Annotated in this window: 20 protein-coding genes; 5 read left to right on the top strand and 15 right to left on the bottom strand. The window is 44.8% G+C overall.

The window, feature by feature from the left end; translation table 11 throughout:
* The first annotated feature begins 34 nt into the window (after nt 1-34).
* Nucleotides 35-463: an HIT family protein gene (locus ACHFJ9_RS12345; protein ID WP_012842045.1), complete on the top strand. Its 429-nt coding sequence runs from the start codon at nt 35-37 to the stop codon at nt 461-463.
* Nucleotides 464-556: 93 nt separating this feature from the next.
* Here the strand turns inward: ACHFJ9_RS12345 and ACHFJ9_RS12340 are convergent, their stop codons facing one another.
* The 5 genes from ACHFJ9_RS12340 to znuA all read right to left on the bottom strand — a co-directional run bounded on the left by ACHFJ9_RS12340 (nt 557) and on the right by znuA (nt 8,579).
* Nucleotides 557-787, bottom strand: coding sequence for a FeoC-like transcriptional regulator (locus tag ACHFJ9_RS12340; RefSeq protein ID WP_005396058.1), 231 nt, complete (start codon nt 785-787; stop codon nt 557-559).
* The gene (gene feoB, locus ACHFJ9_RS12335; protein ID WP_048626130.1) at nt 784-3,060 is read right to left on the bottom strand and encodes a Fe(2+) transporter permease subunit FeoB; all 2,277 of its coding nucleotides are present in this window, start codon (nt 3,058-3,060) and stop codon (nt 784-786) included. Before feoB ends, ACHFJ9_RS12340 begins: the two co-directional genes overlap by 4 nt.
* On the bottom strand, nt 3,060-3,287 hold the full coding sequence (locus tag ACHFJ9_RS12330; RefSeq protein ID WP_005382190.1) for a ferrous iron transport protein A: 228 nt from the start codon (nt 3,285-3,287) through the stop codon (nt 3,060-3,062). The genes feoB and ACHFJ9_RS12330 overlap by 1 nt, the downstream gene beginning before the upstream one ends.
* Nucleotides 3,288-4,112: 825 nt before the next feature.
* Nucleotides 4,113-7,490 (bottom strand): AraC family transcriptional regulator, encoded by a 3,378-nt coding sequence (locus ACHFJ9_RS12325; protein ID WP_256936111.1) that lies wholly within the window; start codon nt 7,488-7,490, stop codon nt 4,113-4,115.
* A 201-nt stretch (nt 7,491-7,691) separates the two neighbouring features.
* Nucleotides 7,692-8,579 carry a zinc ABC transporter substrate-binding protein ZnuA gene (gene znuA, locus ACHFJ9_RS12320; RefSeq protein ID WP_006742703.1) on the bottom strand — a complete coding sequence of 296 codons (888 nt, stop codon included), beginning with the start codon at nt 8,577-8,579 and terminating at the stop codon, nt 7,692-7,694.
* 78 nt (nt 8,580-8,657) lie between these two features.
* Here znuA and znuC point away from each other — a divergent pair, with 78 nt between their 5' ends.
* Together znuC and znuB are read left to right on the top strand one after the other, a co-directional pair.
* Nucleotides 8,658-9,446 (top strand): zinc ABC transporter ATP-binding protein ZnuC, encoded by a 789-nt coding sequence (gene znuC, locus ACHFJ9_RS12315; RefSeq protein ID WP_006742704.1) that lies wholly within the window; start codon nt 8,658-8,660, stop codon nt 9,444-9,446.
* Nucleotides 9,439-10,224 carry a zinc ABC transporter permease subunit ZnuB gene (gene znuB, locus ACHFJ9_RS12310; protein WP_046874250.1) on the top strand — a complete coding sequence of 262 codons (786 nt, stop codon included), beginning with the start codon at nt 9,439-9,441 and terminating at the stop codon, nt 10,222-10,224. The genes znuC and znuB overlap by 8 nt, the downstream gene beginning before the upstream one ends.
* A 71-nt stretch (nt 10,225-10,295) precedes the next feature.
* On the opposite strand, the gene sucD is transcribed toward znuB, so the two are convergent.
* The 8 genes from sucD to sdhC form a co-directional block, all read right to left on the bottom strand.
* The gene (gene sucD, locus ACHFJ9_RS12305) at nt 10,296-11,168 is read right to left on the bottom strand and encodes a succinate--CoA ligase subunit alpha (protein ID WP_005382181.1); all 873 of its coding nucleotides are present in this window, start codon (nt 11,166-11,168) and stop codon (nt 10,296-10,298) included.
* Nucleotides 11,168-12,334 carry an ADP-forming succinate--CoA ligase subunit beta gene (sucC, locus tag ACHFJ9_RS12300; RefSeq protein WP_046874251.1) on the bottom strand — a complete coding sequence of 389 codons (1,167 nt, stop codon included), beginning with the start codon at nt 12,332-12,334 and terminating at the stop codon, nt 11,168-11,170. The genes sucD and sucC overlap by 1 nt, the downstream gene beginning before the upstream one ends.
* Before the next feature lie 213 nt (nt 12,335-12,547).
* A complete protein-coding gene (odhB, locus tag ACHFJ9_RS12295; RefSeq protein WP_005393012.1) occupies nt 12,548-13,756 on the bottom strand; it encodes a 2-oxoglutarate dehydrogenase complex dihydrolipoyllysine-residue succinyltransferase in 1,209 nt (402 codons plus the stop codon).
* 28 nt (nt 13,757-13,784) lie between these two features.
* Nucleotides 13,785-16,610, bottom strand: a complete 2,826-nt coding sequence (sucA, locus tag ACHFJ9_RS12290; RefSeq protein ID WP_005393014.1) for a 2-oxoglutarate dehydrogenase E1 component — start codon at nt 16,608-16,610, stop codon at nt 13,785-13,787.
* 170 nt (nt 16,611-16,780) lie between these two features.
* Nucleotides 16,781-17,491, bottom strand: a complete 711-nt coding sequence (locus tag ACHFJ9_RS12285; protein ID WP_109168617.1) for a succinate dehydrogenase iron-sulfur subunit — start codon at nt 17,489-17,491, stop codon at nt 16,781-16,783.
* Between the two features lie 15 nt (nt 17,492-17,506).
* A complete protein-coding gene (sdhA, locus tag ACHFJ9_RS12280) occupies nt 17,507-19,273 on the bottom strand; it encodes a succinate dehydrogenase flavoprotein subunit (protein WP_005393016.1) in 1,767 nt (588 codons plus the stop codon).
* A complete protein-coding gene (sdhD, locus tag ACHFJ9_RS12275) occupies nt 19,274-19,618 on the bottom strand; it encodes a succinate dehydrogenase, hydrophobic membrane anchor protein (RefSeq protein WP_005382169.1) in 345 nt (114 codons plus the stop codon).
* Nucleotides 19,612-20,004, bottom strand: a complete 393-nt coding sequence (sdhC, locus tag ACHFJ9_RS12270) for a succinate dehydrogenase cytochrome b556 subunit (protein ID WP_017634811.1) — start codon at nt 20,002-20,004, stop codon at nt 19,612-19,614. The genes sdhD and sdhC overlap by 7 nt, the downstream gene beginning before the upstream one ends.
* Before the next feature lie 396 nt (nt 20,005-20,400).
* Here sdhC and ACHFJ9_RS12265 point away from each other — a divergent pair, with 396 nt between their 5' ends.
* On the top strand, nt 20,401-21,690 hold the full coding sequence (locus tag ACHFJ9_RS12265) for a citrate synthase (RefSeq protein ID WP_005382163.1): 1,290 nt from the start codon (nt 20,401-20,403) through the stop codon (nt 21,688-21,690).
* 87 nt (nt 21,691-21,777) lie between these two features.
* Here ACHFJ9_RS12265 and ACHFJ9_RS12260 read toward each other — a convergent pair whose 3' ends face one another.
* A complete protein-coding gene (locus ACHFJ9_RS12260) occupies nt 21,778-22,536 on the bottom strand; it encodes a Nif3-like dinuclear metal center hexameric protein (protein ID WP_005393019.1) in 759 nt (252 codons plus the stop codon).
* Between the two features lie 232 nt (nt 22,537-22,768).
* On the opposite strand from ACHFJ9_RS12260, the gene ACHFJ9_RS12255 reads away from it, so the two are divergent.
* Nucleotides 22,769-23,542, top strand: a complete 774-nt coding sequence (locus ACHFJ9_RS12255; protein WP_152812699.1) for a DUF1853 family protein — start codon at nt 22,769-22,771, stop codon at nt 23,540-23,542.
* A 62-nt stretch (nt 23,543-23,604) separates the two neighbouring features.
* Here ACHFJ9_RS12255 and pgm read toward each other — a convergent pair whose 3' ends face one another.
* A complete protein-coding gene (gene pgm / locus ACHFJ9_RS12250) occupies nt 23,605-25,251 on the bottom strand; it encodes a phosphoglucomutase (alpha-D-glucose-1,6-bisphosphate-dependent) (protein WP_012842047.1) in 1,647 nt (548 codons plus the stop codon).
* Between the last annotated feature and the right edge of the window lie 7 nt (nt 25,252-25,258).

The following is a 25,258-nucleotide window of genomic DNA, read 5'->3' as shown; positions in this document are numbered from 1 at the left end:
CTAATTCAAACTAAAAGTTAATCGGACTGCAATAATGAGTTTTGAACTTCATCCTCAATTGGCAAAAGACACTTCGGTGATTGGTCACTTCCCACTTTGCGTCGCGCTTCTTCATAAAGATAATGCTGTGCCATGGGTTATCTTGGTGCCTAAACGCGAAAATTTGAAAGAGCTACACCACTTGCCAATGCAAGAGCAACAACAGTTTTTGCTCGAATCTCAAGCGGTAAGCCAAGCACTCGAAGCGACATTCCGCCCAGACAAGTTAAACCTTGGCGCCCTAGGTAACATGGTGCCACAGCTGCACATTCACCATATTGCGCGCTTTAAAGACGATATGGCATGGCCAGGACCAGTTTGGGGGAATACAAAAGGAGAGTTTCGTACTGACGAAGAACAAGAAGAGATTCTTAACCGAATTCGTAATGTGTTGTCGTTAAGCTCTATCTTCCGTAAAGCGTAACCGTTATATAACTTTTAATTCAGGCAGAAAGTAAAAAGCCGCATCATTGCTGATGCGGCTTTGTTGTTTTTGCGCGATGGTTCATTGCTCTTACTACATGGTTACGGTAAGTGACAAACCATCGTGCTTTGTGACTGCATAGCGTATTCGCGTTATATGATGAGCTTTATTTGTATCTACCAAGCGAGAAATACGACCTTTGTTAATCCATACACTTAACATGGCGTCTGCACCGTCTTCACTCATTCCGAACTGTTTTGCTAGCTCAGATTGGGAAACCGTTCCTTTTTCGGCAATATATTGATAAAGCTCTTTTAAAATCATACGACTTGCGCCTCAAACTCGCCTTGATGTTTCTTGCCTACGCGCATGAAAACGCGGTACGTGCCAAAGAAAATCGCAATAATTGCGGCAATCCAAACGCCGCTGGTGATAGGGCTATCAGCGAAATGCATAAGCTGATGATAGAAAGTCGCACTCAAGTACGCGAGCCCCATTGTCCATACCGCTATAAAGCGCGCAAAGTTATTGCCGAATTCTCGAACATAGGCACCCATCGCAGCCACACAAGGAGTGTAAAGTAAGATAAAAATTAGGTACGCAAAAGCAGCATGACCAGAAACAAATTTCTCTTTTATGTTACCAAAGATCGATTCATCAATTTCTTGCTCCTCTGCGACTGCATGAGAATCTGCTAAATCACCGACGTCAATCCCCAGAGGATCAGAATAGCTCAGCCCTGCTAGGTTTTCAGGAATGCTCATCACCGCTTCTTCTAGGCTACCCATAAGATCAAATTCTGCATCCTCTCCATCGGTTGGCGTAGTATATAAGCTGTTCAATGTGCCCACGACTGCCTCTTTCGCGAAGATACCAGTAATAATACCAACCGTTGCTGGCCAGTTATCCTTTTGAATACCAATTGGTGCAAACACTGGCGTCACAACCTGAGCGGCTTTTGATAGAACCGATTTATCACTGTCTTCATTACCGAATGTACCGTCAGTTCCTAGCGAGTTGAGGAAGCTCAAGATAGCAACAACCACAACGATGGTTTTACCTGCACCCAGTACGAAACGCTTAAGTTTTTGCCAAGTTTTGATCACGACGTTCTGCAATGTCGGAAGCTCATAGTCAGGCATTTCCATCACCAAGCTATCACTGCTGCCAGGATACAGCGTGTGCTTGAGGAACAAACCGGTAAACACCGCGGCGACAATACCAAGTAGGTAAAGTGCAAACACAATGTTTTGACCAGAGCCTGGGAAGAAAGCGGCAGCAAATAAAGCGTACACAGGTAAGCGAGCACCACATGACATAAACGGTGCCATCGACGCAGCCAACTTGCGCTCACGCTCTTGGTCTAGCGTGCGCGTTGCCATGATTGACGGAACGTTACAGCCAAAACCAAGAACCAAAGGGACAAACGCTTTACCCGGCAAGCCGATTTTCTGCATCACTTTATCAAGCACAAACGCAGCGCGTGCCATGTAACCCGAGCTCTCGAGCACAGCAAGGAATAAGTACAAACACGCAATGACCGGGATAAAGGTCGCAACTGTTTGAATACCGCCGCCTAAACCATCAGCAATCACCGTAACTAGCCATACGGGGAGGTGACCATCTAATAAGTGGTGTCCACCATCAACCAGCAATGCGCCTACACCAATGTCAAAAAAGTCGATAAATGCACTACCGATGTTAATCGAGAACATAAACATCAAGTACATAACAACAAAGAAGAATGGGATCCCAATCCACTTGTTCAAAATAAATTGGTCGAGTTTTTCAGTCACGCTACGGCTTAGCTTGCCTTCGCTTCGGCGAACTTTTTTACACTGTTCATGCAGGTATGTGTACTTGGTATCCGCGACATGCAAATCGATATCCAAGTCTAAAGTCGCAATGACTTCCAATACTTTGCTTCTATCAATATCGGAAAGGCTATTGAGAACCATCGTGTCTTTTTCAAGCGCACGAATCGCTAATGCACGATGGGCGACGGTTTGATCGTTAAAAAGTGCGGAAACAGTTTGAATCGCCGACTCCATCTTTTCACCGTAATGCAAAGATAACTCTTTAAGCGCGACCCCTTGAACAATGGACTTATGAAGTTTTTCTTTAAACTCTGCAACTTGAGTTTTATTGGTTGCAGATAAACTTACTACAGGACAACCTAACGTTTTCTCAAGCTCTGAAACGTTAATCATTTGACGTTCACGTTTTAGCGCATCCATTTTGTTGAGAACAACAATCATAGGACGGCCAAGTTCGCGAAGTTGTAACGTCATATATAAGCTGCGCTCTAAACTCGTGGCATCAACCACGTTGATAATGAGGTCGGCAGGATGAGTTAGAACCGCACGCGATGCAATGGATTCGTCAATACTATTGCTATCATTACCACTGTCTAACGAGTAAATGCCAGGAAGGTCAGTGAGCAAAAACTCGTCACCCGCATGTTTGAATTGTCCCGTTTTCTTTTCAACGGTGACGCCTGCCCAGTTACCAACTTGCTGTTTTGCGCCAGTCAAACCATTAAATAGCGTCGTTTTACCACTATTAGGATTACCTACGGTAAGCACTTGATATTGCATTACACTCGCTCCACTTCAATTTTCTGAGCAATGGTTTCTCGCAATGCGACAGACACACCACGGACTTCGACTTGTAAAGGATCGCCCATTGGAGCACGTCGAATCACTTTGACTTCTGTATTGGGAAGCAGCCCCATTACCATGAGTTTCTTTCTGATATCTGATGAAAGACCATCTAACAACCGAATCGTCACCGTATCGCCAGGATTAATCTCTGATAACTTCATAGTGGCCCTTAAGAGTATTGCTAATGAGAAATATTATTATTTAATAAGTTTAGGCTGCCAATATTACTCTTCTATAACCCTTCAATCCTTGTGTGAAATCAAAGATTTCATAAATGTTTTCATGCTTTCAAACGTCAACTCCGTAAATTTCCTCTCGTTATTTACGTCAAAATTAACAATTAAAAATCACGATCAATGAAATAAAAATGTCACAAACAAAGGGAAAAAATAAAAAATTCCATACAAAACAATAATTTAGTTGAAACTTAAAACTTTGTCGCTTTTCTCATATCAACATGGCGTTATTTTTATAAGAAAAATAAGTAACCTCTCGTATAGTTACTCCATCGAGAGGGCAACCTCTCAAATGAATTCCAGAGGTGGCATGGCAACATGTCACTCCGGCAGCAAGCGAAGGTGTCATTGACACCCGTGGTATAGTCCCCCCGGCTATACCACGATATTTTTTTTCATCTCTCTAAACTCTTTAGCTTATCCACCTTTTCAGCACAGTTCTGTTTTCACGAATTTCGCATTCCCCCACTACTCAAATGAACCAACGCACTCTAGATACAAAAATACAACCATTCATCTATTTGTCGCCGTAGGTAAATCCGTCCTCTTAAGCCATGTATGGTTATAGCTAAGAACAGCGCTACTAACAGATAGAGCGTGACCGTGCTTACGTATTGAGAATGGATTTGTAGGCTAGATGTTATGAAGAAGCAATGAGAATCACTGCATTGGTAGCTCTAGCAATAGTAGAGCACTATAAGCAGCTCCCCAGTCTTTTGAATATTCACTAGGGAGTGTGTAATGAGTTTTTTAGTTGGTTTCTTGGCTTTCTTGAGTCAAAGCAAACTTGGAAGGAGGCAAACCAAAATGCAATTTAAACTTTTGGCTAAAGTAAGAAGGATCATTAAAGCCGCAGTTAAACGCTACTTCGCTGATTTTCTCGCCCGCTAATAACTGCTCACACGCCGTTTCTAAACGAACTTCGGTTACATAATCTTTTAACGTTCTTGACGAGGCTGATTTAAAGCGCCTCTGTAAAGAGCGTTCTGACATGAACAGCATTTTAGCCGCTAAAGCAGTACCAAACTCAGGGTCATGGTAATGCTCAGCCACCAGCTGATAGACTTTTTGCAACCATTCTTTCTCTGGGGTCACTTTATCTTCGACGATAGGTTCAGACTCAAATTCTTGCAAAGATTCATCCACATAACTCATTTCCTTCGCAGTTGGCCATGTAATTTCGATTTTATTTTGAGCGTCGGAAGTAAACACCGCCAAGTATCCTCCACTCGTTGTCACTAACTGGGCAAGATGATCAATACTCAATTCAGAGTGGTTCATATTAGATGGACGCCCGGTCGTGACTTTATTAGGCAGTTGCGTCCCATAATCAAGAAAACTCAATGAAACAATATCATTGCCCTCTTCTAGCATGATTCTCACCGTTTGGCCTCGGAAAGAACGCTTGATGATATTGGCAAAAATGCTGTTGAAGATAACATCAAGGTTAAAGCTTTCCAGAGCAATTCGACTTGTTTTTCTCTCATCTTCAAGCTCCACCATAATCCCAGCCTTCGCAAAATCATCTTGCCATACATCAACCACCGATTGAGTTATCTGACTCAAATTGTAATTGTGACTACCGCCGCTAGCTTCGCCAGGAACACTTTTTAACTCATTTAATTGCCATGTCGTTTTCGCCAGATGATCTTCCGTAGCTGCATCCAAAGGTATGGGTAATTTTGACGCTATAAAATCCACACTGGACTTAATAGATTGCGCCACGTGATCAACCAACAGGTTTCTGACTTGAATCTGTTTACGTAGCTGTTGGTTACTCGTCAACAACACTCGGCTTTGATGCCTCAACTGGTTAGTTTTGAGTGTCACTTGCGCAGCTAAATCACGGTTAGCCTGTACAACATAGCGAGAACGCCAGTACATAAGTAGTGCAACCATGGCAATACTCGCGACCACAAAACCTAAAATTGCGAGTTGCGATAAATACCAAGGATTAAGCACAATAAAATACGACTCGAGCCCAACCAATCCAGCAGCGACTTGAGACTCATTACTTACCTGTAGGTGGTATTCACCGGAATTGAGATGCTCTAGAGTCAGTTGGCCTCCCTCTAGCGCTTGCCAAGGATCATCGCTATTCAATCGATAATACAAATTTTGGCTGTCTGGTTTTGGCATCACGCCAAATAAGAAACTTAGAGAAGAGCCATACGGTAATTTTATTCCATTCAAATCGGCGCTACCAACTTGTAGAACCTCGTTTTCAAGCACAACTTGGCTCACGATAAACTTCGACTCTGGAGGGTTGGACACAAGCAGCTTGGATGCTTCAGCTTTTACCAACCCGTATTTCGACCCTAGGACGAGCTCTCGCTCACCATCTTCTGTGTACTGTATAACACTGCAAATTCCTGGTAGAAACTCGTTGTTCATTAAGCCAGACGCTGATGAATAATGTTTCACTAATTCACCCGAAAGGTGGTAATAGCTTAGTCCGACAGAAGAGGCTAACCACACGCCTTGCCTGTCTCTGATCAAGCAAGCAGGTCGCGCGTTGGGCACACTCATTTCAACAACACGTTTCTCGTCACTTCCTTTAATCGTTTTAAAAACGCCGTAAGATGACGCAAACCACTGACTGCCATCAACCGCCGTGACCATGTCTAATGATTCACCAAACTTTTCGGAATAGCGGATGAACTGGATGTTTTCATTGCTGTATTGATAAACCCCATGATCGGTCCCTATCAATAGAGAATCTTCAGTGTCGTATAAACGCGTAACCTTAGCTGGTAAGTACTGACTTACTAGCCACTCACTTCCAAAGTTTCTTACGCTTTGCTTGGTTATATCAACATTGTAAAGATGGTATCCACTTGATACCCAGAGACGATCATTACCATCTACAGTCACGTGCTCCACTGCGTGTCCAGCCATAACCTGTAAATAAGGAAATGTCACTTTGTTAAGACCATTCAGCTCGAATATTTCGAGCCCTTTAGAGGTCGCAAGCCAAAGCATCCCACCTTGAAATGCAAATTCATTGATCTGCGAATCAAGCTCCAAGACTTTGATGTTGCCACTCTCACCTGTCCGGTAAAGCTTTCGGTCATCCGCGAACCAAAGCGCATCATCAGGTCCTGTGGAAGTTTGTCGAATTCGCCCTGATAAGGTTTGCGAGTCGTAACTACTGAAGGTTACTCGTTCAAACTTTTTACTAAACAAGGAGTAATAGCGAATGCCTTGGTTAGTCGCGATCCACATCCCTCCCATGTTGTCACTCAGTAGCGAATAGATCTTTGTATTATCCAGCTCCAGTTCAAGAAAGCTTGCAGGCTCGACTTCTGTCACTTCACCTGACAAGAATGAGTATAAATACAGACCATGCTCAGTCCCCACCCAGTACTCTTGATTTGTCTCAGCGAAAGTCAACACATGAGAGCCGCCAATCTTAATCACCTCTTTATCAGGTTGATAAATATTGAAAATTAATGCCCCACGCAACGTTCCTACCAGAATTTCTCTGCGCGTGTGTGAGTAGTAGATCTTTTCAATGTAGTTCTGACCTGAAGCGACTACATGGTCAAACTTATCTCCTTCTGAAAGATAAAAGCCAGAAGTTGTAGCAAGTGCCCACTTCTCTTCGAGCAGAACTGCATCGTTAATATAAACATAGCTATTGTTGCTATGTTGATAGAGCTGCAACAAAGAAAAGGACTTTAACTCGTTAGTATCGATGTTGTAAGTATAGAAATGTGCGCCATCACTAACCCAAATATAATCTTCAGAAGAACCGATTTTTCTTATTTGCGACCCGGGGTTTAAGCTAAAGACTAAACGTCTTTCTTGATTTGGATAAGTTTGATACACCTCATTCTCAACAAAGGTCCAGAACGAGCCTTCATGATAAGCCAGTTGCTTGGCAGACATTTGTAAAAAACTGCCTGATTTAGGTAGGATATTTTGGCCATCATAAAACAACACCCGCCCATGCACGTCGTGAATCCACAAGCCCCCTTGCTCACCCAAGAACAATTTTTTAGCCGCAATAAAAGTACCCTTAACCTGAGTCGGCAAAGGGTAAAAGATGGCATTCGCATTATGAAGAGCAAATGCTTGGAAAGATAGGAAAAAGCCCAACAAGACAAGGGCTAATTGGCGTAGCAAGACGAAAACCTTTTATATCAATTTGTGCTCGGCGCTCACCGTCCATATCTTCTACAGCATGGACTTATACGGTTATTTTGAGCTGCTAATTATTGATAATGATATCTCAATTACTGTTTGAGAAAAGGCTCGCTTTGCCAAAGGTTGTAATTCTTACTACTGGATCACGTTAAAAGGACTATTCCTACACAACAACACTACTTAATCCGTCTTTTGGCTCAAGCACTGCTCAAAATTATTCGCCATATTGTTGAGAAAAGTAAAGTAACTGCCCGGTTTTGCTTCAATTGTGCTCCCTAATGGGTCAAGTTCACCTTTGGCAACTTTGCTACCTCGCATCACGCTCTGAACGACAGCTGGAGTAAACTGAGGTTCAGAAAACACGCAGGCTACATCTCCTGAACTTAACTTTTGACGAATTTGGATTAAGGTTTTTGCTCCCGGCTTACGATCCGGGCTCACGGTGAAGTGCCCCATTTGATTTAACTCATAACGCTCTTCGAAATAACCATAAGCATCGTGAAACACAAAGTAACCTTTGTCTTTCACTGGCGATAATTTCTTCTTGATCTCTAGGTCCGTCTGGCTGAGCTCAGTTTCAAATTTTTTAAGGTTTTCTTGGTACTGTGCTGCATTTTCCGGATCAAGTGATCCTAGTTGATTTACGACAGCCTTGGCAACTTGTTGTGCTTGACTTACACCTAACCAAAAGTGCGGATCATGTGAACCATGATCGTGGCCATCATGGTCATGGTTGTGCTCACTATCAAACTCACGCAAATCTAGATCTGGAATTTGACTAATAGTCAGAGTATTCGATCTGTCTGACACGACTTTTTCCAGAAACGGTTCGAGATCATGTCCGTACCAAATGACTAAATCAGCAGAAGCGATTTTCTTAACATCCGATGGGCGTAAAGCGTAATCATGGGGCGAAGTGTTAGACTGCAGTAATACATCTGGCGAAGTCACCCCTTGAGTAAGCTCTGTCACTAATAACTGAATAGGTTTGATACTCGTTAGTACCGTTACTGCGTGTGCTGGCAACGTTAGCATCGCTGACGCAGCAAGAATTAATGCTCTTTTCATAGTTTTACTTGGGATATGGTGTAGAAAGTGTGATAATGTTACATTATAACATTATTGATTTGCAAATGAGTTTCATTCATGTCTTCCTTAGTCCATCTTGAGCACTTATGCGTCGAGTTCGATGGCCGCAGAGTTCTCGATAACATTAGTATGGAATTACAAAAGGGCAAAATAACAACCCTAATTGGTCCCAATGGAGCGGGAAAATCAACGTTAGTCAAAGTCATTTTAGGCCTTCAAAAACCGACTAGCGGCAAATTAAACCGACAAAGAAAACTAAAAATTGGTTATGTTCCTCAAAAATTGAAACTCAATGACTCTCTTCCATTGAATGTCACCCGTTTTCTAAATTTAGCAGGAAAATACAGTAAACAAGAATGTATTGATGCATTAAGGCTTGTTGGCGCTGAGCATTTAATTAGTAGTAACATGCATCGCTTATCAGGTGGTGAAAACCAACGCGTATTACTTGCGCGTGCTTTGCTTCAACGCCCAGAGCTGTTAGTGCTAGATGAACCTGCGCAGGGTGTGGATATTCAAGGTCAAATCGATCTCTACGATCTAATTGAAAGCATTCGTCACCGATTCGATTGCGGTGTATTTATGGTGTCACACGACTTACATTTAGTCATGGCCAAAACAGATGATGTCATTTGTCTGCATCACCATGTTTGCTGCTCTGGTTCACCTGCCACGATTACTCAGCACCCTTCTTACATCGCGCTATTTGGCAATGCAGCGAGAGAATCGCTCGCGTTTTATCATCACGACCACGAGCATCATCATCACGATTTATCCGGAACGCCAGTAACTGGCGATGCGACATCATGCTCCAACCATAAACACGGACATCATCACCATGATTGAGTTTCTTCTACCTTCTATTCTTGCTGGTATTGGCATCGCGATCATTGCAGGTCCTCTTGGGTCATTTGTCGTTTGGCGCAAAATGGCTTACTTCGGTGATACCCTGGCACATGCTTCATTGATGGGTTTGGCATTAGGCTTTCTGCTCAACGTGAACCTTTATCTTGCACTACTCGTTTGCTGTTTAGCACTCGCGGTATTGCTCGTGACACTACAGAAACAACAACTGGTCGCAACCGATACGCTTCTGGGTATACTCGCCCATAGCGCATTATCTGTTGGTCTAGTTTCTGTTAGTTTCTTGGATAATGTCCGTGTAGATCTGATGAGTTACTTGTTCGGTGACTTACTCGCAGTATCTCCGCAAGATCTGATGTTCATTTACGCAGGTGTCGCTGCTGTTAGTGTGTGTCTTTACGTTTTTTGGCGACCTTTATTGTCGAGCACAGTTAGTGAAGAGCTTGCTGCCGTCGAGGGCGTCAATACAGACTTGGTTAGATTGGTGTTAATGCTTATGGTAGGTGTTGTGATTGCCGTAGGAATGAAGTTTGTTGGGGCACTTATCATGACTTCTTTGCTGATCATCCCAGCAGCAACAGCACGTAAGGTCTCTTCATCACCAGAGCAAATGGCACTGTTCGCATCTATTATTGGCTCTGTGGCAGTACTAATGGGGCTTAGCCTATCATGGCACTTCGATACGCCGGCTGGCCCATCAGTAGTAATCAGCGCAACATCTCTGTTTATGCTTAGCCAATTTATTCGCCAAAAATCGTAAAAAGTACCTTGATACAAAAAAGCCTAGCAATAATTGCTAGGCTTTTTTAGCTTTAAGCTTCGAGTTGGAAATTACCAGCCCGTTACTTCACGTAGACCTTGGCCGATCTCTGCTAGAGATTTCACAGTCTTAACGCCCGCCGCTTCTAGTGCTGCAAATTTGTCTTCAGCAGTACCTTTACCGCCAGAGATAATCGCACCAGCGTGGCCCATACGTTTACCAGGAGGAGCAGTTACACCAGCAATGTAGGAAACCACTGGCTTCGTTACGTTTTCTTTAATGTATGCTGCTGCTTCTTCTTCTGCAGTACCACCGATTTCACCGATCATAACAATCGCTTCTGTTTCAGGGTCTTCTTGGAACAGTTTTAGAATATCAATGAAGTTTGAACCTGGGATTGGGTCACCACCAATACCAACACAAGTAGACTGGCCGAAACCTTCGTCTGTTGTTTGCTTAACTGCTTCGTAAGTTAGAGTACCGCTGCGAGATACGATACCTACTTTACCTTTCTTGTGGATGTGACCAGGCATGATGCCGATCTTACACTCGTCAGGAGTGATAACACCCGGACAGTTAGGACCGATCATGCGAACGCCAGTTTCTTCTAGCTTCACTTTCACGTCGATCATATCTGTTGTAGGGATGCCTTCCGTGATTGTTACGATTAGCTCGATGCCGGCATCAATCGCTTCTAGAATTGCATCTTTACAGAAAGGTGCTGGAACGTAGATTACTGTCGCTGTTGCGCCAGTTGCTTCTACTGCTTCGCGAACTGTGTTGAATACAGGTAGACCTAGGTGAGTTTGGCCACCTTTACCTGGAGACACACCACCAACCATCTGAGTGCCGTATGCGATAGCTTGCTCTGAGTGGAAAGTACCTTGACCACCAGTGAAACCCTGACAGATTACTTTAGTGTCTTTGTTAATTAATACAGACATTATTTAGCCTCCGCAGCAGCAACAACTTTCTGAGCAGCATCCGTTAGCGACTCAGCAGCAATGATATCAACATCAGAATTAGCAAGAACTTCGCGACCTAGGTCAGCGTTAGTACCTTCTAGACGAACAACAACAGGTACGCTTACACCTACTTCTTTAACCGCACCGATAATACCTTCTGCGATCATGTCACAACGTACGATACCACCGAAGATGTTAACAAGTACCGCTTTCACGTTGTCATCAGATAGGATGATCTTGAATGCTTCAGCAACACGCTCTTTCGTCGCGCCGCCACCTACATCTAAGAAGTTAGCTGGCTTGCCGCCGTGTAGGTTTACGATATCCATCGTACCCATTGCTAGGCCAGCACCGTTAACCATACAGCCAACGTTACCGTCTAGTGCTACGTAGTTCAGTTCCCACTGAGCTGCGTGCGCTTCACGCTCATCTTCTTGTGAAGGATCGTGCATTTCACGAAGCTTAGGCTGACGGTACAGTGCGTTTGAGTCGATGTTGATCTTACCGTCAAGACATAACAGGTTGCCTTCGCCAGTAATCACAAGTGGGTTGATCTCTAGCAGAGCAAGGTCGTACTGAGAGAACATAGTGCCAAGACCCATGAAGATCTTAACGAATTGTTTGATTTGGTCACCTTCAAGACCAAGTTTGAACGCAAGCTCGCGACCTTGGTAAGCTTGTGGGCCTACTAGTGGATCGATTGCTGCTTTGTGGATAAGCTCCGGCGTTTCTTCCGCAACTTTTTCGATTTCCACACCACCTTCTGTTGAAGCCATGAAAACGATCTTACGGCTTGCACGGTCAACAACCGCACCTAGGTATAATTCGTTTGCGATGTTTGAAGCTTCTTCAACAAGGATTTTTGTAACTGGCTGGCCGTTAGCGTCTGTTTGGTAAGTCACTAGGTTTTTACCTAACCACTTTTGTGCAAACTCTTTAACGCCTTCTTTTGTATCGTGCAGCTCTACACCGCCCGCTTTACCACGGCCACCAGCGTGAACCTGACATTTAACTACTTTCTTTTCTGTACTGATACGGCCTGCAGCTTCAAAAGCTTCTTGTGGTGTATCACACGCGTAGCCTTCTGGCACAGGCAAACCGAATTCTGCAAACAGCTGTTTGGCTTGGTATTCATGCAAATTCATTTCGATATTCCGTTTGTTTTTCCCTTAAGGGATTTATTATTTCCATAACGCTGCAGTCTTGGCTGCTTGTACGTCTGTAGGGTCTTCTCAAATCAATCCCTCATCACGAGTACTCATGGTGTGGGATTCAAATGAAGGCCAGACGTTGAGCTAGTCTAGCCATTGAAATTTTTAACGTCTAGCTACCTACGATAACTAGACGTTTTAGCGATATTAAACGTCTAATAGGAGACGTGCTGGATCTTCTAGCAACTCTTTAATAGTCACTAGGAAGCCAACAGACTCGCGACCATCAATTAGGCGGTGATCGTAAGACAGCGCTAGGTACATCATCGGCAAGATTTCAACTTTGCCATCCACTGCCATCGGGCGCTCTTGGATCTTATGCATACCAAGAATCGCTGATTGAGGTGGGTTGATGATTGGTGTAGACATTAGTGAACCGAACACACCACCGTTTGTGATAGTGAAGTTACCGCCCATTAGCTCGTCTACCGTTAGCTTGCCATCACGACCTTTGATAGCCAGTTCTTTGATGCCTTTTTCAACATCAGCGAAACCAAGCTTGTCACAGTCTTTTAGGACTGGTGTAACTAGACCACGTGGCGTTGATACCGCCATGCTAATGTCGAAGTAGTTGTGGTAAACAATGTCATCGCCATCAATCGAAGCATTTACTTCTGGGTAACGCTTAAGCGCTTCTGTTACAGCTTTCACGTAGAAAGACATGAAGCCTAAACGAATACCGTGACGCTCTTCGAACTGATCTTTGTACTGTTTACGAAGGTCCATGATTGGTTTCATGTTCACTTCGTTAAACGTCGTTAGCATTGCCGTGTTGTTCTTCGCCTCTAGCAGACGGTTAGCGACTGTCTTACGCAGGCGAGTCATTGGAACACGTTTTTGGCTACGAGCCGCTGCCGGCACGTCAACCACTGCTGGTGCTTCTTCTTTTGGCGCAGCTTTAGCGTTCGCAAGATGCGCTTCAATATCTTCGCGCGTAATACGACCACCAACACCAGTGCCTTTCACTTGGCTTGCTTCTAAGCCATGCTCAGCCAATAAACGACGTACTGCTGGGCTTAGTGCATCATTGCTTTCTTCGCTAAGCGCAGCTTTATGACGTTTATCAGGAGATGCTTCCGTACCTTCTGTTTTGTCTGCGGTAGGCTCACCTGCAACTGCACCTGGCTTCAATTTAGCAATGATTTGTTTAGAAAGTACTGTCGCACCTTCTTCTTCAACGATAGCTTCCAAAACGCCTGCTTCCGGAGCTGGCACTTCTAGAACGACTTTGTCTGTCTCGATGTCAACCAAAACCTCGTCACGCTCTACTGCGTCGCCTGGTTGTTTGTGCCATGTCGCTACGGTTGCATCAGCAACTGATTCAGGTAAATCTGGAACCAGAATTTCAATTGTCATATCTGTTTCTTCCTTTAACTTCTAGTTCTTAATTCGAAGTTTTTGAGTTCACGTTCAGAGCGTCTTCAACCAACGCTTTTTGTTGTTTCAAGTGCACCGACATGTAGCCAACTGCTGGCGAAGCAGAAGCTGGGCGACCTGCGTATTTAAGATCTGCACCTGCAGGAATAGCGGCACGGAAGTTGTGTTGGCTACAGTACCAAGCACCTTGGTTCTGAGGCTCTTCCTGACACCACACGAAGTCTTCAACGTTAGTGTATTGAGCAATCGCTGCTTGTACTTCTTCCATCGGGAATGGATAAAGCTGCTCGATACGCACGATAGCGACATCGTCTTGCTCGTTGTTACGGCGCTGCTCCAGTAGGTCAAAATAAACCTTACCTGAACAGAACACGACGCGTTTTACTTTGCTTGGGTCTAAATCATCTACTTCTGGAATTGCAGATTGGAATGTACCGTCCGCTAAGTCTTCAATTGTCGAAGTACATAGAGGATGGCGCAGCAAAGATTTTGGCGACATAACAATCAGAGGTCGACGCATTGGGCGTACAACTTGACGACGAATCATGTGGTATACTTGAGCCGGTGTTGAAGGAACTACAACCTGCATATTTTGCTCAGCACACAACTGAAGGTAACGCTCTAGACGTGCAGAGGAGTGCTCAGGGCCTTGACCTTCGTAACCGTGAGGTAGAAGCATTGTGAGACCACACAAGCGTGCCCATTTCTGCTCACCTGACGAGATGAATTGGTCAATCACAACCTGCGCGCCGTTGGCAAAGTCACCAAACTGCGCTTCCCAAATAGTCAAACCACCTGGCTCTGCTGTTGCGTAACCGTATTCAAATGCCAATACCGCTTCTTCTGACAGTACTGAGTCAAACACTTGGAATGGACCCTGATTGTCATGAATATTCGCTAATGGAATGTACGTACTTGCATCTGTTTGGTTATGAAGAACCGAGTGACGGTGGAAGAAAGTACCACGACCCGAATCCTGACCAGAAAGGCGAATTCGCTTACCATCATCAACTAATGTTGCATACGCCAATGTTTCGGCCATACCCCAGTCGATTGCTTTTTCACCGGTCATCATTGCTAGGCGATCGTTGTAAAGCTTATTAACACGGCTTTGCAGTTTATGGCTTTCTGGATACTGACAAAGACGATTACCCAACTCGATAAGACGCGTCTTGTCATATTTTGAATCCCACTCCATATCCCATTCATGCCCTAAGTAAGGGGACCAGTCTACAGAGTGCAACGCCATTGGACGCCATTCTTTAACCACCACTTCACCGCGGTCTAATGCGTCGCGGTACTCATTGACTAACTGAGTCGCTGTCTCGATATCTGATTCGTTTTTATCGATCAGAATATCCGCATACAATTTGCGTGGTGTAGGGTGTTTTTTGATTTTTTGGTACATCAAAGGCTGAGTCGCGTTTGGCTCATCGGCCTCGTTGTGACCATGGCGACGGTAACACACCAAATCAATCACGACATCGCGCTTGAACTCGTTGCGGTAATCCAAAGCAATACGAGTAACAAAAGCAACCGCTTCTGGGTCATCGGCATTCACGTGGAAAATTGGCGCCTGAACCATCTTCGCGATATCTGTACAGTACATCGTTGAACGCGTGTCACGAGGGTTAGACGTCGTAAAGCCAACTTGGTTGTTAATAACAATACGCACCGTACCACCGACTTGGAAACCACGAGCCAGTGACATGTTGAACGTTTCGGCAACCACACCCTGACCAGCGATTGCAGAGTCACCGTGGATAGTGATAGGAAGCACTTTGCTACCTTGATTATCACCCAAGCGATCTTGACGTGCTCGCACCGACCCCATGACTACTGGGTTGACGATTTCTAGATGCGATGGGTTAAATGCAAGAGCTAAGTGAACATCACCACCTGGGGTAGCAAAGTCGGCAGAGAAACCTTGGTGATATTTCACATCACCGGTGCCCCAAGTTTCGTCGTGTTTACCGGCAAACTCATCGAACAGATCTTGAGGCTTCTTACCAAGCACGTTCACCAGCATGTTCAAACGACCACGGTGAGCCATACCGATAACCACTTCACGCATCCCACTTGTTCCCGCGTGACGGATCAACTCTTTCGTCATCGGAATCAGTGCGTCACCACCTTCTAGAGAGAAACGTTTTGCACCTGGGAATTTCGCCCCGAGGTAACGCTCCAAACCTTCAGCGGCTGTTAGCTCTTCTAGGAATGTGCGCTTCTCATCTTTGTTGAATGATGGCTGGCCTACGACAGACTCAAGACGTTGTTGGATCCAACGTTTTTGCTCTGTGTCAGTCATGTGCATGTATTCAGCACCGATGGAACCGCAGTAAGTTTTGTTGAGGGCTTCATAGATGTCTTTCAACTTCATGGTTTCTTGCCCAACAGCAAAAGAACCTACGTTGAAAGTTTCTTCGAAGTCATCTTCGGTAAGATTATGAAAAGCAGGGTCTAACTCCGCCACGGTTGGGCGTTGCCATAGACCTAGTGGGTCTAATTCTGCAGCTTCATGTCCGCGGAAACGGTATGCGTTGATTAGCTGTAGAACTTTTACTTGTTTTGCATCGACATCTGGGTCACTAACTTGGACATTGTAATGCTTTGTTTCTCTAGCGAGTCGACGGAAGTAGTCACGGACACGTGAATGTGGTTGTTCTGCCACTTCTTCTGACGGCTTAGGTAAGCCTTCAAAAACACGTTTCCACTCCTCACTTACCAGATCGGGATCACTTAGATACAGTTCGTAGAGGTCCTCTACATACGTTGCATTGGCGCCAGCCAAGTGTGAAGACTCGAGCCATGCCTTCATCACGCCGTTGTGCATATTTTCCCTTAACCAGTAGTTTTCACGTTTGCTTCGGTCTTTGCCGAGCTATAAGAGCCGACCAGAACTAGTCGGCAATTTTTGTATTCTTTACTCGAAATATTCTTGAAGCAGTGAAGCGGTCATATCGGGTGATCCGCAACACTGCGACATTCCTAAGAGCGAGTAAATTAAACCGAGCGATTAACCAGCATCGACTTAATATGGCCGATGGCTTTCGTCGGATTTAATCCCTTAGGACAAACACTTACACAATTCATGATGCCATGGCAACGAAAAACGCTAAATGCATCATCAAGATCAGACAAACGTTCATCTGTTGCCGTATCGCGACTATCAATTAGCCAACGGTACGCCGCAAGAAGACCAGCTGGACCGATGAATTTGTCAGGGTTCCACCAGAATGATGGGCAAGACGTTGTACAACATGCACACATGATACATTCGTACAATCCATCTAAATGAGCACGATCATCAGGTGATTGTAGGTTCTCGCGTGATGGTGGTAATGCACCATCATCAATCAAGAATGGTTTAACTTTCGCATAGTTATCATAGAATTGTGTCATGTCAACGATAAGATCACGCACGACAGGTAACCCTGGCAGTGGACGAATAACTATCTTATCGCCTTGTAGAGCAGATAACGGTGTGATACACGCTAGACCATTTTTACCATTCATGTTCAAACCATCAGAACCACATACCCCTTCACGGCATGAGCGACGGAACGCGATGCTTGGATCTTGCTCTTTTAGCAGAATCAATGCATCAAGCACCATCATGTCTGAGCCTTCGTCTACATCAAGGGTATACTCTTTCATGTAAGGCTTGGTATCCACATCCGGATTGTAACGGTATAAAGAGAAGTTCAATTTCATAGTCGTATCCTCCCTTTAGTATGTACGTACTTTCGGCGGGAAAGCTTCACGATGCGTTGGCGTCATGTTCACATCACGCTTAGTCATCGCTTCTGTTTCCGGGTTGTAGATAGAGTGGCATAGCCAGTTCTCATCATCACGCTCAGGGAAATCGAAACGAGCATGTGCGCCACGGCTTTCAGTACGGTAGTTAGCCGCTACGGCTGTAGAGAATGCTGTTTCCATCAAGTTGTCTAGCTCTAGACACTCAATACGTTGCGTGTTGAATTCAGAAGACTTGTCCGCTAGATGTGCATCTTTCAGACGTTCGCGAATCACTTTCAACTCTTCTAGACCCGTTGCCATTGCATCGCCTTCACGGAATACCGAGAAGCTGTTTTGCATGCAAGCTTGTAGGTCTTTACGGATTTGAACTGGATCTTCACCGCCAGTACTATTTTCCCAACGCATGGTACGCGCTAGAGATGCTTCAATATCAGATTCAGTTGCAGGGCGTGCCTCAGCTTGCGCTGCGAGCGTTTCGCCAAGGTGCAAGCCAGTCGCGCGACCAAACACGACCAAGTCTAGTAATGAGTTGCCGCCTAGACGGTTTGCTCCGTGTACTGATACAGAAGCAATCTCACCACATGCATATAGACCTTGTACTTCCATCTCGCTGCCGTCAGCCTTTTGCTTGATTGCTTGGCCAGACACTTGAGTCGGTACACCACCCATCATGTAGTGACAGGTTGGAATTACTGGAATTGGCTCTTTCACTGGATCAACGTGCGCGAAAGTACGAGACAGCTCACAGATACCAGGCAGACGTGACTCAAGCACTTCTTTACCAAGGTGATCCAACTTCAGCTTAATGTGTGGACCCCAAGGACCATCACAACCACGGCCTTCACGAATTTCGATCATCATTGAACGTGCAACTACGTCACGACCTGCAAGGTCTTTCGCGTTAGGAGCATAGCGCTCCATGAAGCGTTCGCCATCTTTATTTAGAAGGTAACCACCTTCACCACGACAACCTTCTGTTACAAGAACACCTGCACCAGCGATACCCGTTGGGTGGAACTGCCACATTTCCATGTCTTGCATAGGTACACCCGCACGCAATGCCATACCTACACCGTCACCAGTGTTGATGTGTGCGTTAGTGGTCGACGCGTAAATACGACCTGCACCACCTGTTGCTAGAATCGTTGCTTTCGATTTGAAGTAACAAATCTCGCCTGTTTCCATACAAATCGCAGTACAGCCCATTACGGCGCCGTCTTGGTTTTTCACCAAGTCTAGTGCATACCATTCCGAGAAAATGGTGGTTTTGTGTTTCACATTTTGTTGGTAAAGCGTATGCAGAAGCGCGTGACCTGTACGGTCCGCAGCTGCTGCTGTACGTGCAGCTTGCTCACCACCAAATTCTTTTGACTGACCACCGAATGGACGTTGGTAGATAGTACCGTTATCAAAACGAGAGAATGGAAGACCCATTTTTTCTAGTTCGATAACGGACTCAGGGCCATTTTTACACATGTATTCAATCGCGTTCTGGTCACCGATGTAATCGGAACCTTTAACGGTATCATACATGTGCCATTGCCAATCGTCTTTGTGCGAGTTACCCAGAGCAACGGTAATACCGCCCTGTGCAGACACAGTATGAGAACGTGTTGGAAATACTTTTGACAACAAAGCACATGATAGGCCTTGTTCTGAAATTTGTAGTGCAGCGCGCATACCTGCACCACCAGCGCCGATTACTACGGCGTCAAACTCACGAACTGGAATAGACACTTACGCACCCCACAGAATAAATAGACCAGAGAAGACATAGCCGAATAGCACGGCAATAACACCAAGTTGCAGTGCGCCACGAAGTTTCGCGCACTTAATGTAATCCGTTAATACCTGCCATAAACCGACCCATGCGTGGATCAGGATCGAGACAAGTGCCAACATGGTGAATACTTTAGTGAAGGTACCACCAAAGAATTGGGTCCAAGATGCGTAAGAGATATCTGAAAATGCACAGAAGCTAATCAGATAAATCGTGTATAGCGTCATAATGATTGCAGTTGCACGAATCAGTAGGAAATCGTGTACACCATTACGACCAAATGAAGATACGTGTTTTACCATACCAAGATCCCCGCCAATAATGATAATACTGCTGTTGCACCAAACGCGACTTTAGCGCTCATCGTGCCAGAATCTAGCTCTTCAAAGTGACCTAGATCCATCAACAAGTGACGGATACCACCTGCAATGTGGTAGGCAAGTGCAGTAAGAATTCCCCACAGGATGAATTTTACGAAGAAGCTATCGACGATGTCAGCGGCTTCCATAAAACCCATTGGGGATGACAGAGAAATGGACAGTAACCACAGTAGTATACCCACCGCAACAAACGTAATTACCCCAGACACACGGTGTAGGATGGATGCGATTGCTGTGATAGGAAAGTGGATGGTCTGTAAATCTAAATTAACAGGTCTTGACTTTCTTTCTTTCACGGGCTTGCTCACTCAGCTCCATTGAGCATTTATTGTTATAACCAATTTCAGCTTCCAAACGTACAAAAGTTAACATCTATTTAACAAATATCGCGAGTAACCACCCAGATAATTGTAAACAACTTGTTAACAATCGGAGTCCAGCAACAAACCTCACTCTTTGTTTCTAGCCCCGAATTTATAAGGATTTAACTAAAATTTTCTTAGCCAATATACGGCGAGCAACATTCTAATACAATTGGTGTAACAAATTATGCTACATAGAACAGATTTTTAACGATTTTCATGAGAAAAATCATAACAAGTGCACACAAAGATGGAGAAAAATTGACTTTAAGCTTTAACAACAGTACAAAAATGGCACATAAACATCCTGGACGGATTAAATAATAAACAAAGGAGATTGTTATGGCGGATAAGAAAGCGACCCTTCATGTTGAAGGTCAAGCGCCAATCGAACTGCCAATTATGGACGGTACGCTAGGTACACCTGTAATTGACGTTCGTAAGCTGGGAGCCAATGGTTACTTTACTTTTGACCCAGGTTTTCTTGCCACTGCATCTTGTGAATCATCAATCACGTACATCGATGGCGGCAAAGGTATTCTTTTGCACCGCGGTTTCCCGATTGATCAATTAGCCAATAACGCAGATTACTTAGAAGTATGTTACATCCTTCTTTATGGTGAAGCCCCTACCCGAGAACAATACGAGCAATTCAAGACGACCGTAACGCGTCATACTATGGTCCACGAGCAAATCGCAAGCTTTTTCCATGGCTTCCGACGTGATGCTCACCCGATGGCAGTAATGTGTGGTGTAGTCGGTGCACTTGCAGCCTTCTACCACGACTCTCTTGACATCAACAACGACGAGCACCGTGAGATCGCGGCGTACCGTCTGCTATCGAAGATGCCGACACTGGCTGCAATGTGTTACAAATACTCTATCGGTCAGCCATTTATCTACCCACGCAACGATTTGAGCTACGCAGAAAACTTCCTACACATGATGTTCGCAAACCCTTGCGAAGAGTATGAAGTAAATCCTGTCGTTGCGCGTGCGATGGATAAAATCTTCACTCTACACGCGGATCACGAACAGAATGCGTCGACGTCAACTGTACGTCTAGCTGGCTCTTCTGGTGCTAACCCATTTGCATGTATTGCCGCTGGTATTGCATCACTTTGGGGACCTGCTCACGGTGGTGCAAACGAAGCGTGCTTGAGAATGCTAGAAGAGATTGGCAGCGTCGATAACATCCCTGAGTATGTAGACCGCGCGAAAGACAAAGATGACCCATTCCGCTTAATGGGCTTTGGTCACCGCGTTTATAAAAACTACGATCCACGTGCGACAGTAATGCGCGAAACGTGTCATGAAGTTCTCAAAGAGCTAAACATTCAAGACCCTCTACTAGATGTAGCAATGGAACTTGAGCGCATTGCGCTTTCTGATGAGTACTTCGTTTCTAAGAAGCTGTACCCGAACGTAGACTTCTACTCAGGTATCATTCTTAAAGCGATTGGTATTCCAGTTTCTATGTTTACGGTTATCTTCGCGATTTCTCGTACCATCGGCTGGATTGCTCACTGGAACGAAATGCACAGCGATCCACTGAACCGCATCGGTCGTCCTCGTCAGCTATACACTGGTGAGACACAGCGTGAGTTTTCTCCACTTCACGAACGTGAATGATATTTTTAGTTAGAAGATAAACAAAAGGGTTGAGATTTTGTCTCAACCCTTTTTCTTTTCAGCGTCTCACGTTATGAATAGCGAACACTAAACCGGATTATCAATATCGATAAACTCCACATGTAGGCCGTATTCATCCGCTAGCCATTTTCCTAAAGCCTGAACACCATAACGCTCAGTAGCATGATGACCTGCAGCAAAGTAATGAATGTCCATTTCTCGCGCAGTATAGGTTGTACGCTCAGAAATTTCGCCAGAGATAAACGCATCTAATCCGTGTTGTACAGCAAGCTCAATAAAATCCTGCCCTCCACCAGTGCACCAACCGACCGTCTCAATCATCTTATCGGTATTCTCTGGAGCAATATGCAGTGGTTCTCTATCAAGAACTTGATTGATCTTGCTCGCAAACTCAGCACCAGACATCGGTTTTTTCAAGCGTCCAAACATGGCTACTGATTGAGGATGTCCTTCAAGCCCACCTTCTACTTCTATTTCAAGTAAGCGAGCTAATTCGGCGTTGTTGCCTAGCTCTGGGTGAATATCCAGAGGAAGGTGATAACCATATAAGTTGATATCGTTTTTGATCAGACTACGAATTCGTTTACCTTTCATACCACGAATTGGCTCAGGTTCACCTTTCCAAAAATAACCGTGATGAACGAGTAATGCGTCTGCATTAAGCTCAATCGCTTTATCGATTAAGGCTTGGGAGGCAGTTACGCCAGTGATAATACGCTTTACGGCTGGCGTCCCTTCTACCTGTAACCCGTTTGGTGCGTAATCTTTAATTAACTGCGGTGACAGTTTGTCATTAAGAATCTGTTCTAGCTTTAAGTTATTCATTATTACTTCCAATTTCTAGCGCATGTAAACCTAAATAACCTCTCGATGAAATCAGACCGAGAGTGTGCAACCTAGTTGATACAACAACGTTTTGACATCTGGCACCTTGATATCATTTAGGTACTTAAAGTGTATCTCGAACCCCAATATCGATGCTAGCCACCCTACCCTCAAAAGCAAATTTAGTTACAATAACAAAGCTTGTCGCCTCACCATACATATAGGGATACGGATGAACCAACTGCAACGCTTTTACCAATGGATCGCCACTTCACCTCCTCTTTTCAAGTTACGCCCTCCGTTTACAACCTTAGAGGATCTTTCGGTAACGCCTTTAAATAACGCTGAGCAATACAATGGTAATCCAAGATTGGGCTTTTTATATCAGCACTTATGCACTGCAGTTCTCTCTAGTTCAGAACGATATCAGGTTATCGCGGAAGAGGTTCAGTTAAACGACATCGAAGGTAAGACTATTGGTGCTATCGACTTGGTGTTGCGGAATACAGAATCAAATCAAATAGAGCACTGGGAAGTAGCGATTAAGTTTTATCTTCTTTATAACGGCGTTTGGTATGGTCCGAATGCTCACGACCAGCTGCATACAAAACTGAATAGAATGCTTACTCATCAGTTGAAAATGAGCGATCGCCCGGAATTTCAAAAAATAATTCCGTTAAACGACTCTCCACAAGAACGTCTATTGATGCAAGGACGACTCTATATTAATCCGTTTACTCCAGAGCCAACTCCTAGCGAGTGCTTGGGTTATGAACTAAATCCAAGTCAGATTAGTGGTTACTGGTGCTACCAGAGCCAATGGGAGTTAATCGGTAAGCCACTTTATCATTTACACAAACCATGCTGGGCGATTGGTACGGACGATTTATCTCAACCCATTGAAAAGCCTTCAGACCGATTTGTACATGCACAAACGGAGGACGGTCAATTCTGGTTTGTGGTACCGGATTCCTGGCCCGGAAACAACTCAGTTCAGGAATCTTAAAACGCAAAAGGGTTGATGCTTGCACATCAACCCTTTGTTTTCTAAATCGACTATTGAATGGTTTACAGGCCGGCAGCTGCAAACACTTGATTAACGATCTCTTGTGCTTCTGCTTCGATTTGTTTTAGGTGCTCTTCACCTTTGAAGCTTTCACAGTAAATCTTGTAGATGTCCTCTGTGCCTGATGGACGAGCAGCAAACCAGCCGTTGGCAGTCGTTACTTTTAGACCACCGATTGCAGCACCATTACCAGGCGCATGCGTGAGACGAGCCGTAATTGGATCACCCGCTAGTGTTTCAGCCGCGACCATTTCTGGTGACAACTTCTTCAGTACGTCTTTTTGAGGGCCATTCGCTACAGCTTGAATACGGTTGTATTTCGACTCACCGTGTTTCGCCGCTAGCTCTTCATAGTAGTCTTGTGGGTTCTTACCCGTTACCGCAGTGATCTCTGCCGCTAGAAGACATAACAAGATGCCGTCTTTGTCTGTTGACCAAGGCGTACCATCTTTACGAAGAAAAGATGCCCCGGCACTTTCTTCGCCACCGAAGCCGAATTTACCAGTGTACAGACCATCAACAAACCATTTAAAGCCTACTGGTACTTCACATAGCTCACGACCTAGATCCGCAACAACACGGTCAATCAGTGCACTTGATACTAGTGTTTTACCAACAGCTACATCTTTACCCCATGCGTCACGATGGCGGTATAGGTAGTCGATACAAACGGCTAAGAAGTGGTTCGGGTTCATCAAACCTTTTGGCGTAACGATACCGTGACGGTCGTAGTCAGGATCGTTACCAAATGCTAAATCGTATTCGTCTTTCAGTGCCAATAGACCCGCCATTGCGTATGGAGAAGAACAGTCCATACGTACAACGCCGTCTTTATCGAGAGACATGAATTGGAAAGAAGGATCAATCGCTTCACTTACTAGCGTTAGGTCTAGGTTGTATGCCTGACCAATTTGACGCCAGTAATCGATGCCGCTGCCACCCAATGGATCTACACCAATCTTCAGATTTGCTTTTTGGATTGCTTCCATATCGATAACGTTCACCAGATCATCGATATAGGGTTTAACCAAGTCCATCTCCACAAACAGATCCGATGCTTTTGCTTCTGCTAGTGGTAAGCGTTTAACACCTTGTAAACCTTCGGCAATCAGTGCGTTCGCACGATCTTCGATCGCTTGAGTCAACTCAGCTTCTGCCGGACCACCATGAGTCGGATTGTATTTGATACCACCGTCTTGTGGTGGGTTATGAGATGGTGTAATCACAATACCGTCTGCTTTTTCATCGTGCTTGATGTTGTAAGTCAGAATTGCGTGCGAGATACCTGGTGTTGGCGTGTAGCCGTTATCCTGCTGTACGATGACTTTTACGCCATTCGCAATCAAAACTTCAATCACGCTAGAAAATGCAGGTTCAGACAAAGCATGCGTGTCTTTACCGACAAACAAAGGACCTGTGGTCCCTTGCTGGGCACGAACTTCTGCAACCGCTTGAGCAATAGCCAAAATGTGGTTTTCGTTAAATGTATGCTTATCAGCGGTACCACGGTGACCTGATGTGCCGAATTGAACCTTGTGATCGGGGTTCTTAGCATCAGGTTGAAGCAAGAAGTAATTGGCAACAAGTGCCGGAATATTATGAAGATCTTCCTGCTGCGCTTTTTGCCCAGCACGAGGGTGCATAGCCATGTTTGAC

This window comes from Vibrio sp. D3, assembly GCF_043995865.1.
GTDB classification, from domain to species: Bacteria; Pseudomonadota; Gammaproteobacteria; order Enterobacterales; family Vibrionaceae; genus Vibrio; species Vibrio diabolicus.
The sequence above is the reverse complement of the archived record's forward strand: the minus strand, read 5'-3'. Positions and strand labels throughout refer to the sequence as shown.

Bases quoted from the DNA above. Each gene is read 5' to 3' on its own strand.
- sucC (WP_046874251.1), bottom strand. From the start codon at position 12,334: ATGAATTTGCATGAATACCAAGCCAAACAGCTGTTTGCAGAATTCGGT.
- ACHFJ9_RS12330 (WP_005382190.1), bottom strand. From the start codon at position 3,287: ATGAAGTTATCAGAGATTAATCCTGGCGATACGGTGACGATTCGGTTG.
- odhB (WP_005393012.1), bottom strand. From the start codon at position 13,756: ATGACAATTGAAATTCTGGTTCCAGATTTACCTGAATCAGTTGCTGAT.
- ACHFJ9_RS12340 (WP_005396058.1), bottom strand. From the start codon at position 787: ATGATTTTAAAAGAGCTTTATCAATATATTGCCGAAAAAGGAACGGTT.
- sdhD (WP_005382169.1), bottom strand. From the start codon at position 19,618: ATGGTAAAACACGTATCTTCATTTGGTCGTAATGGTGTACACGATTTC.
- feoB (WP_048626130.1), bottom strand. From the start codon at position 3,060: ATGCAATATCAAGTGCTTACCGTAGGTAATCCTAATAGTGGTAAAACG.
- znuB (WP_046874250.1), top strand. From the start codon at position 9,439: ATGATTGAGTTTCTTCTACCTTCTATTCTTGCTGGTATTGGCATCGCG.
- ACHFJ9_RS12265 (WP_005382163.1), top strand. From the start codon at position 20,401: ATGGCGGATAAGAAAGCGACCCTTCATGTTGAAGGTCAAGCGCCAATC.
- ACHFJ9_RS12285 (WP_109168617.1), bottom strand. From the start codon at position 17,491: ATGAAATTGAACTTCTCTTTATACCGTTACAATCCGGATGTGGATACC.
- ACHFJ9_RS12255 (WP_152812699.1), top strand. From the start codon at position 22,769: ATGAACCAACTGCAACGCTTTTACCAATGGATCGCCACTTCACCTCCT.
- ACHFJ9_RS12260 (WP_005393019.1), bottom strand. From the start codon at position 22,536: ATGAATAACTTAAAGCTAGAACAGATTCTTAATGACAAACTGTCACCG.
- ACHFJ9_RS12345 (WP_012842045.1), top strand. From the start codon at position 35: ATGAGTTTTGAACTTCATCCTCAATTGGCAAAAGACACTTCGGTGATT.
- znuC (WP_006742704.1), top strand. From the start codon at position 8,658: ATGTCTTCCTTAGTCCATCTTGAGCACTTATGCGTCGAGTTCGATGGC.
- sucD (WP_005382181.1), bottom strand. From the start codon at position 11,168: ATGTCTGTATTAATTAACAAAGACACTAAAGTAATCTGTCAGGGTTTC.
- znuA (WP_006742703.1), bottom strand. From the start codon at position 8,579: ATGAAAAGAGCATTAATTCTTGCTGCGTCAGCGATGCTAACGTTGCCA.
- sucA (WP_005393014.1), bottom strand. From the start codon at position 16,610: ATGCACAACGGCGTGATGAAGGCATGGCTCGAGTCTTCACACTTGGCT.
- pgm (WP_012842047.1), bottom strand. From the start codon at position 25,251: ATGGCTATGCACCCTCGTGCTGGGCAAAAAGCGCAGCAGGAAGATCTT.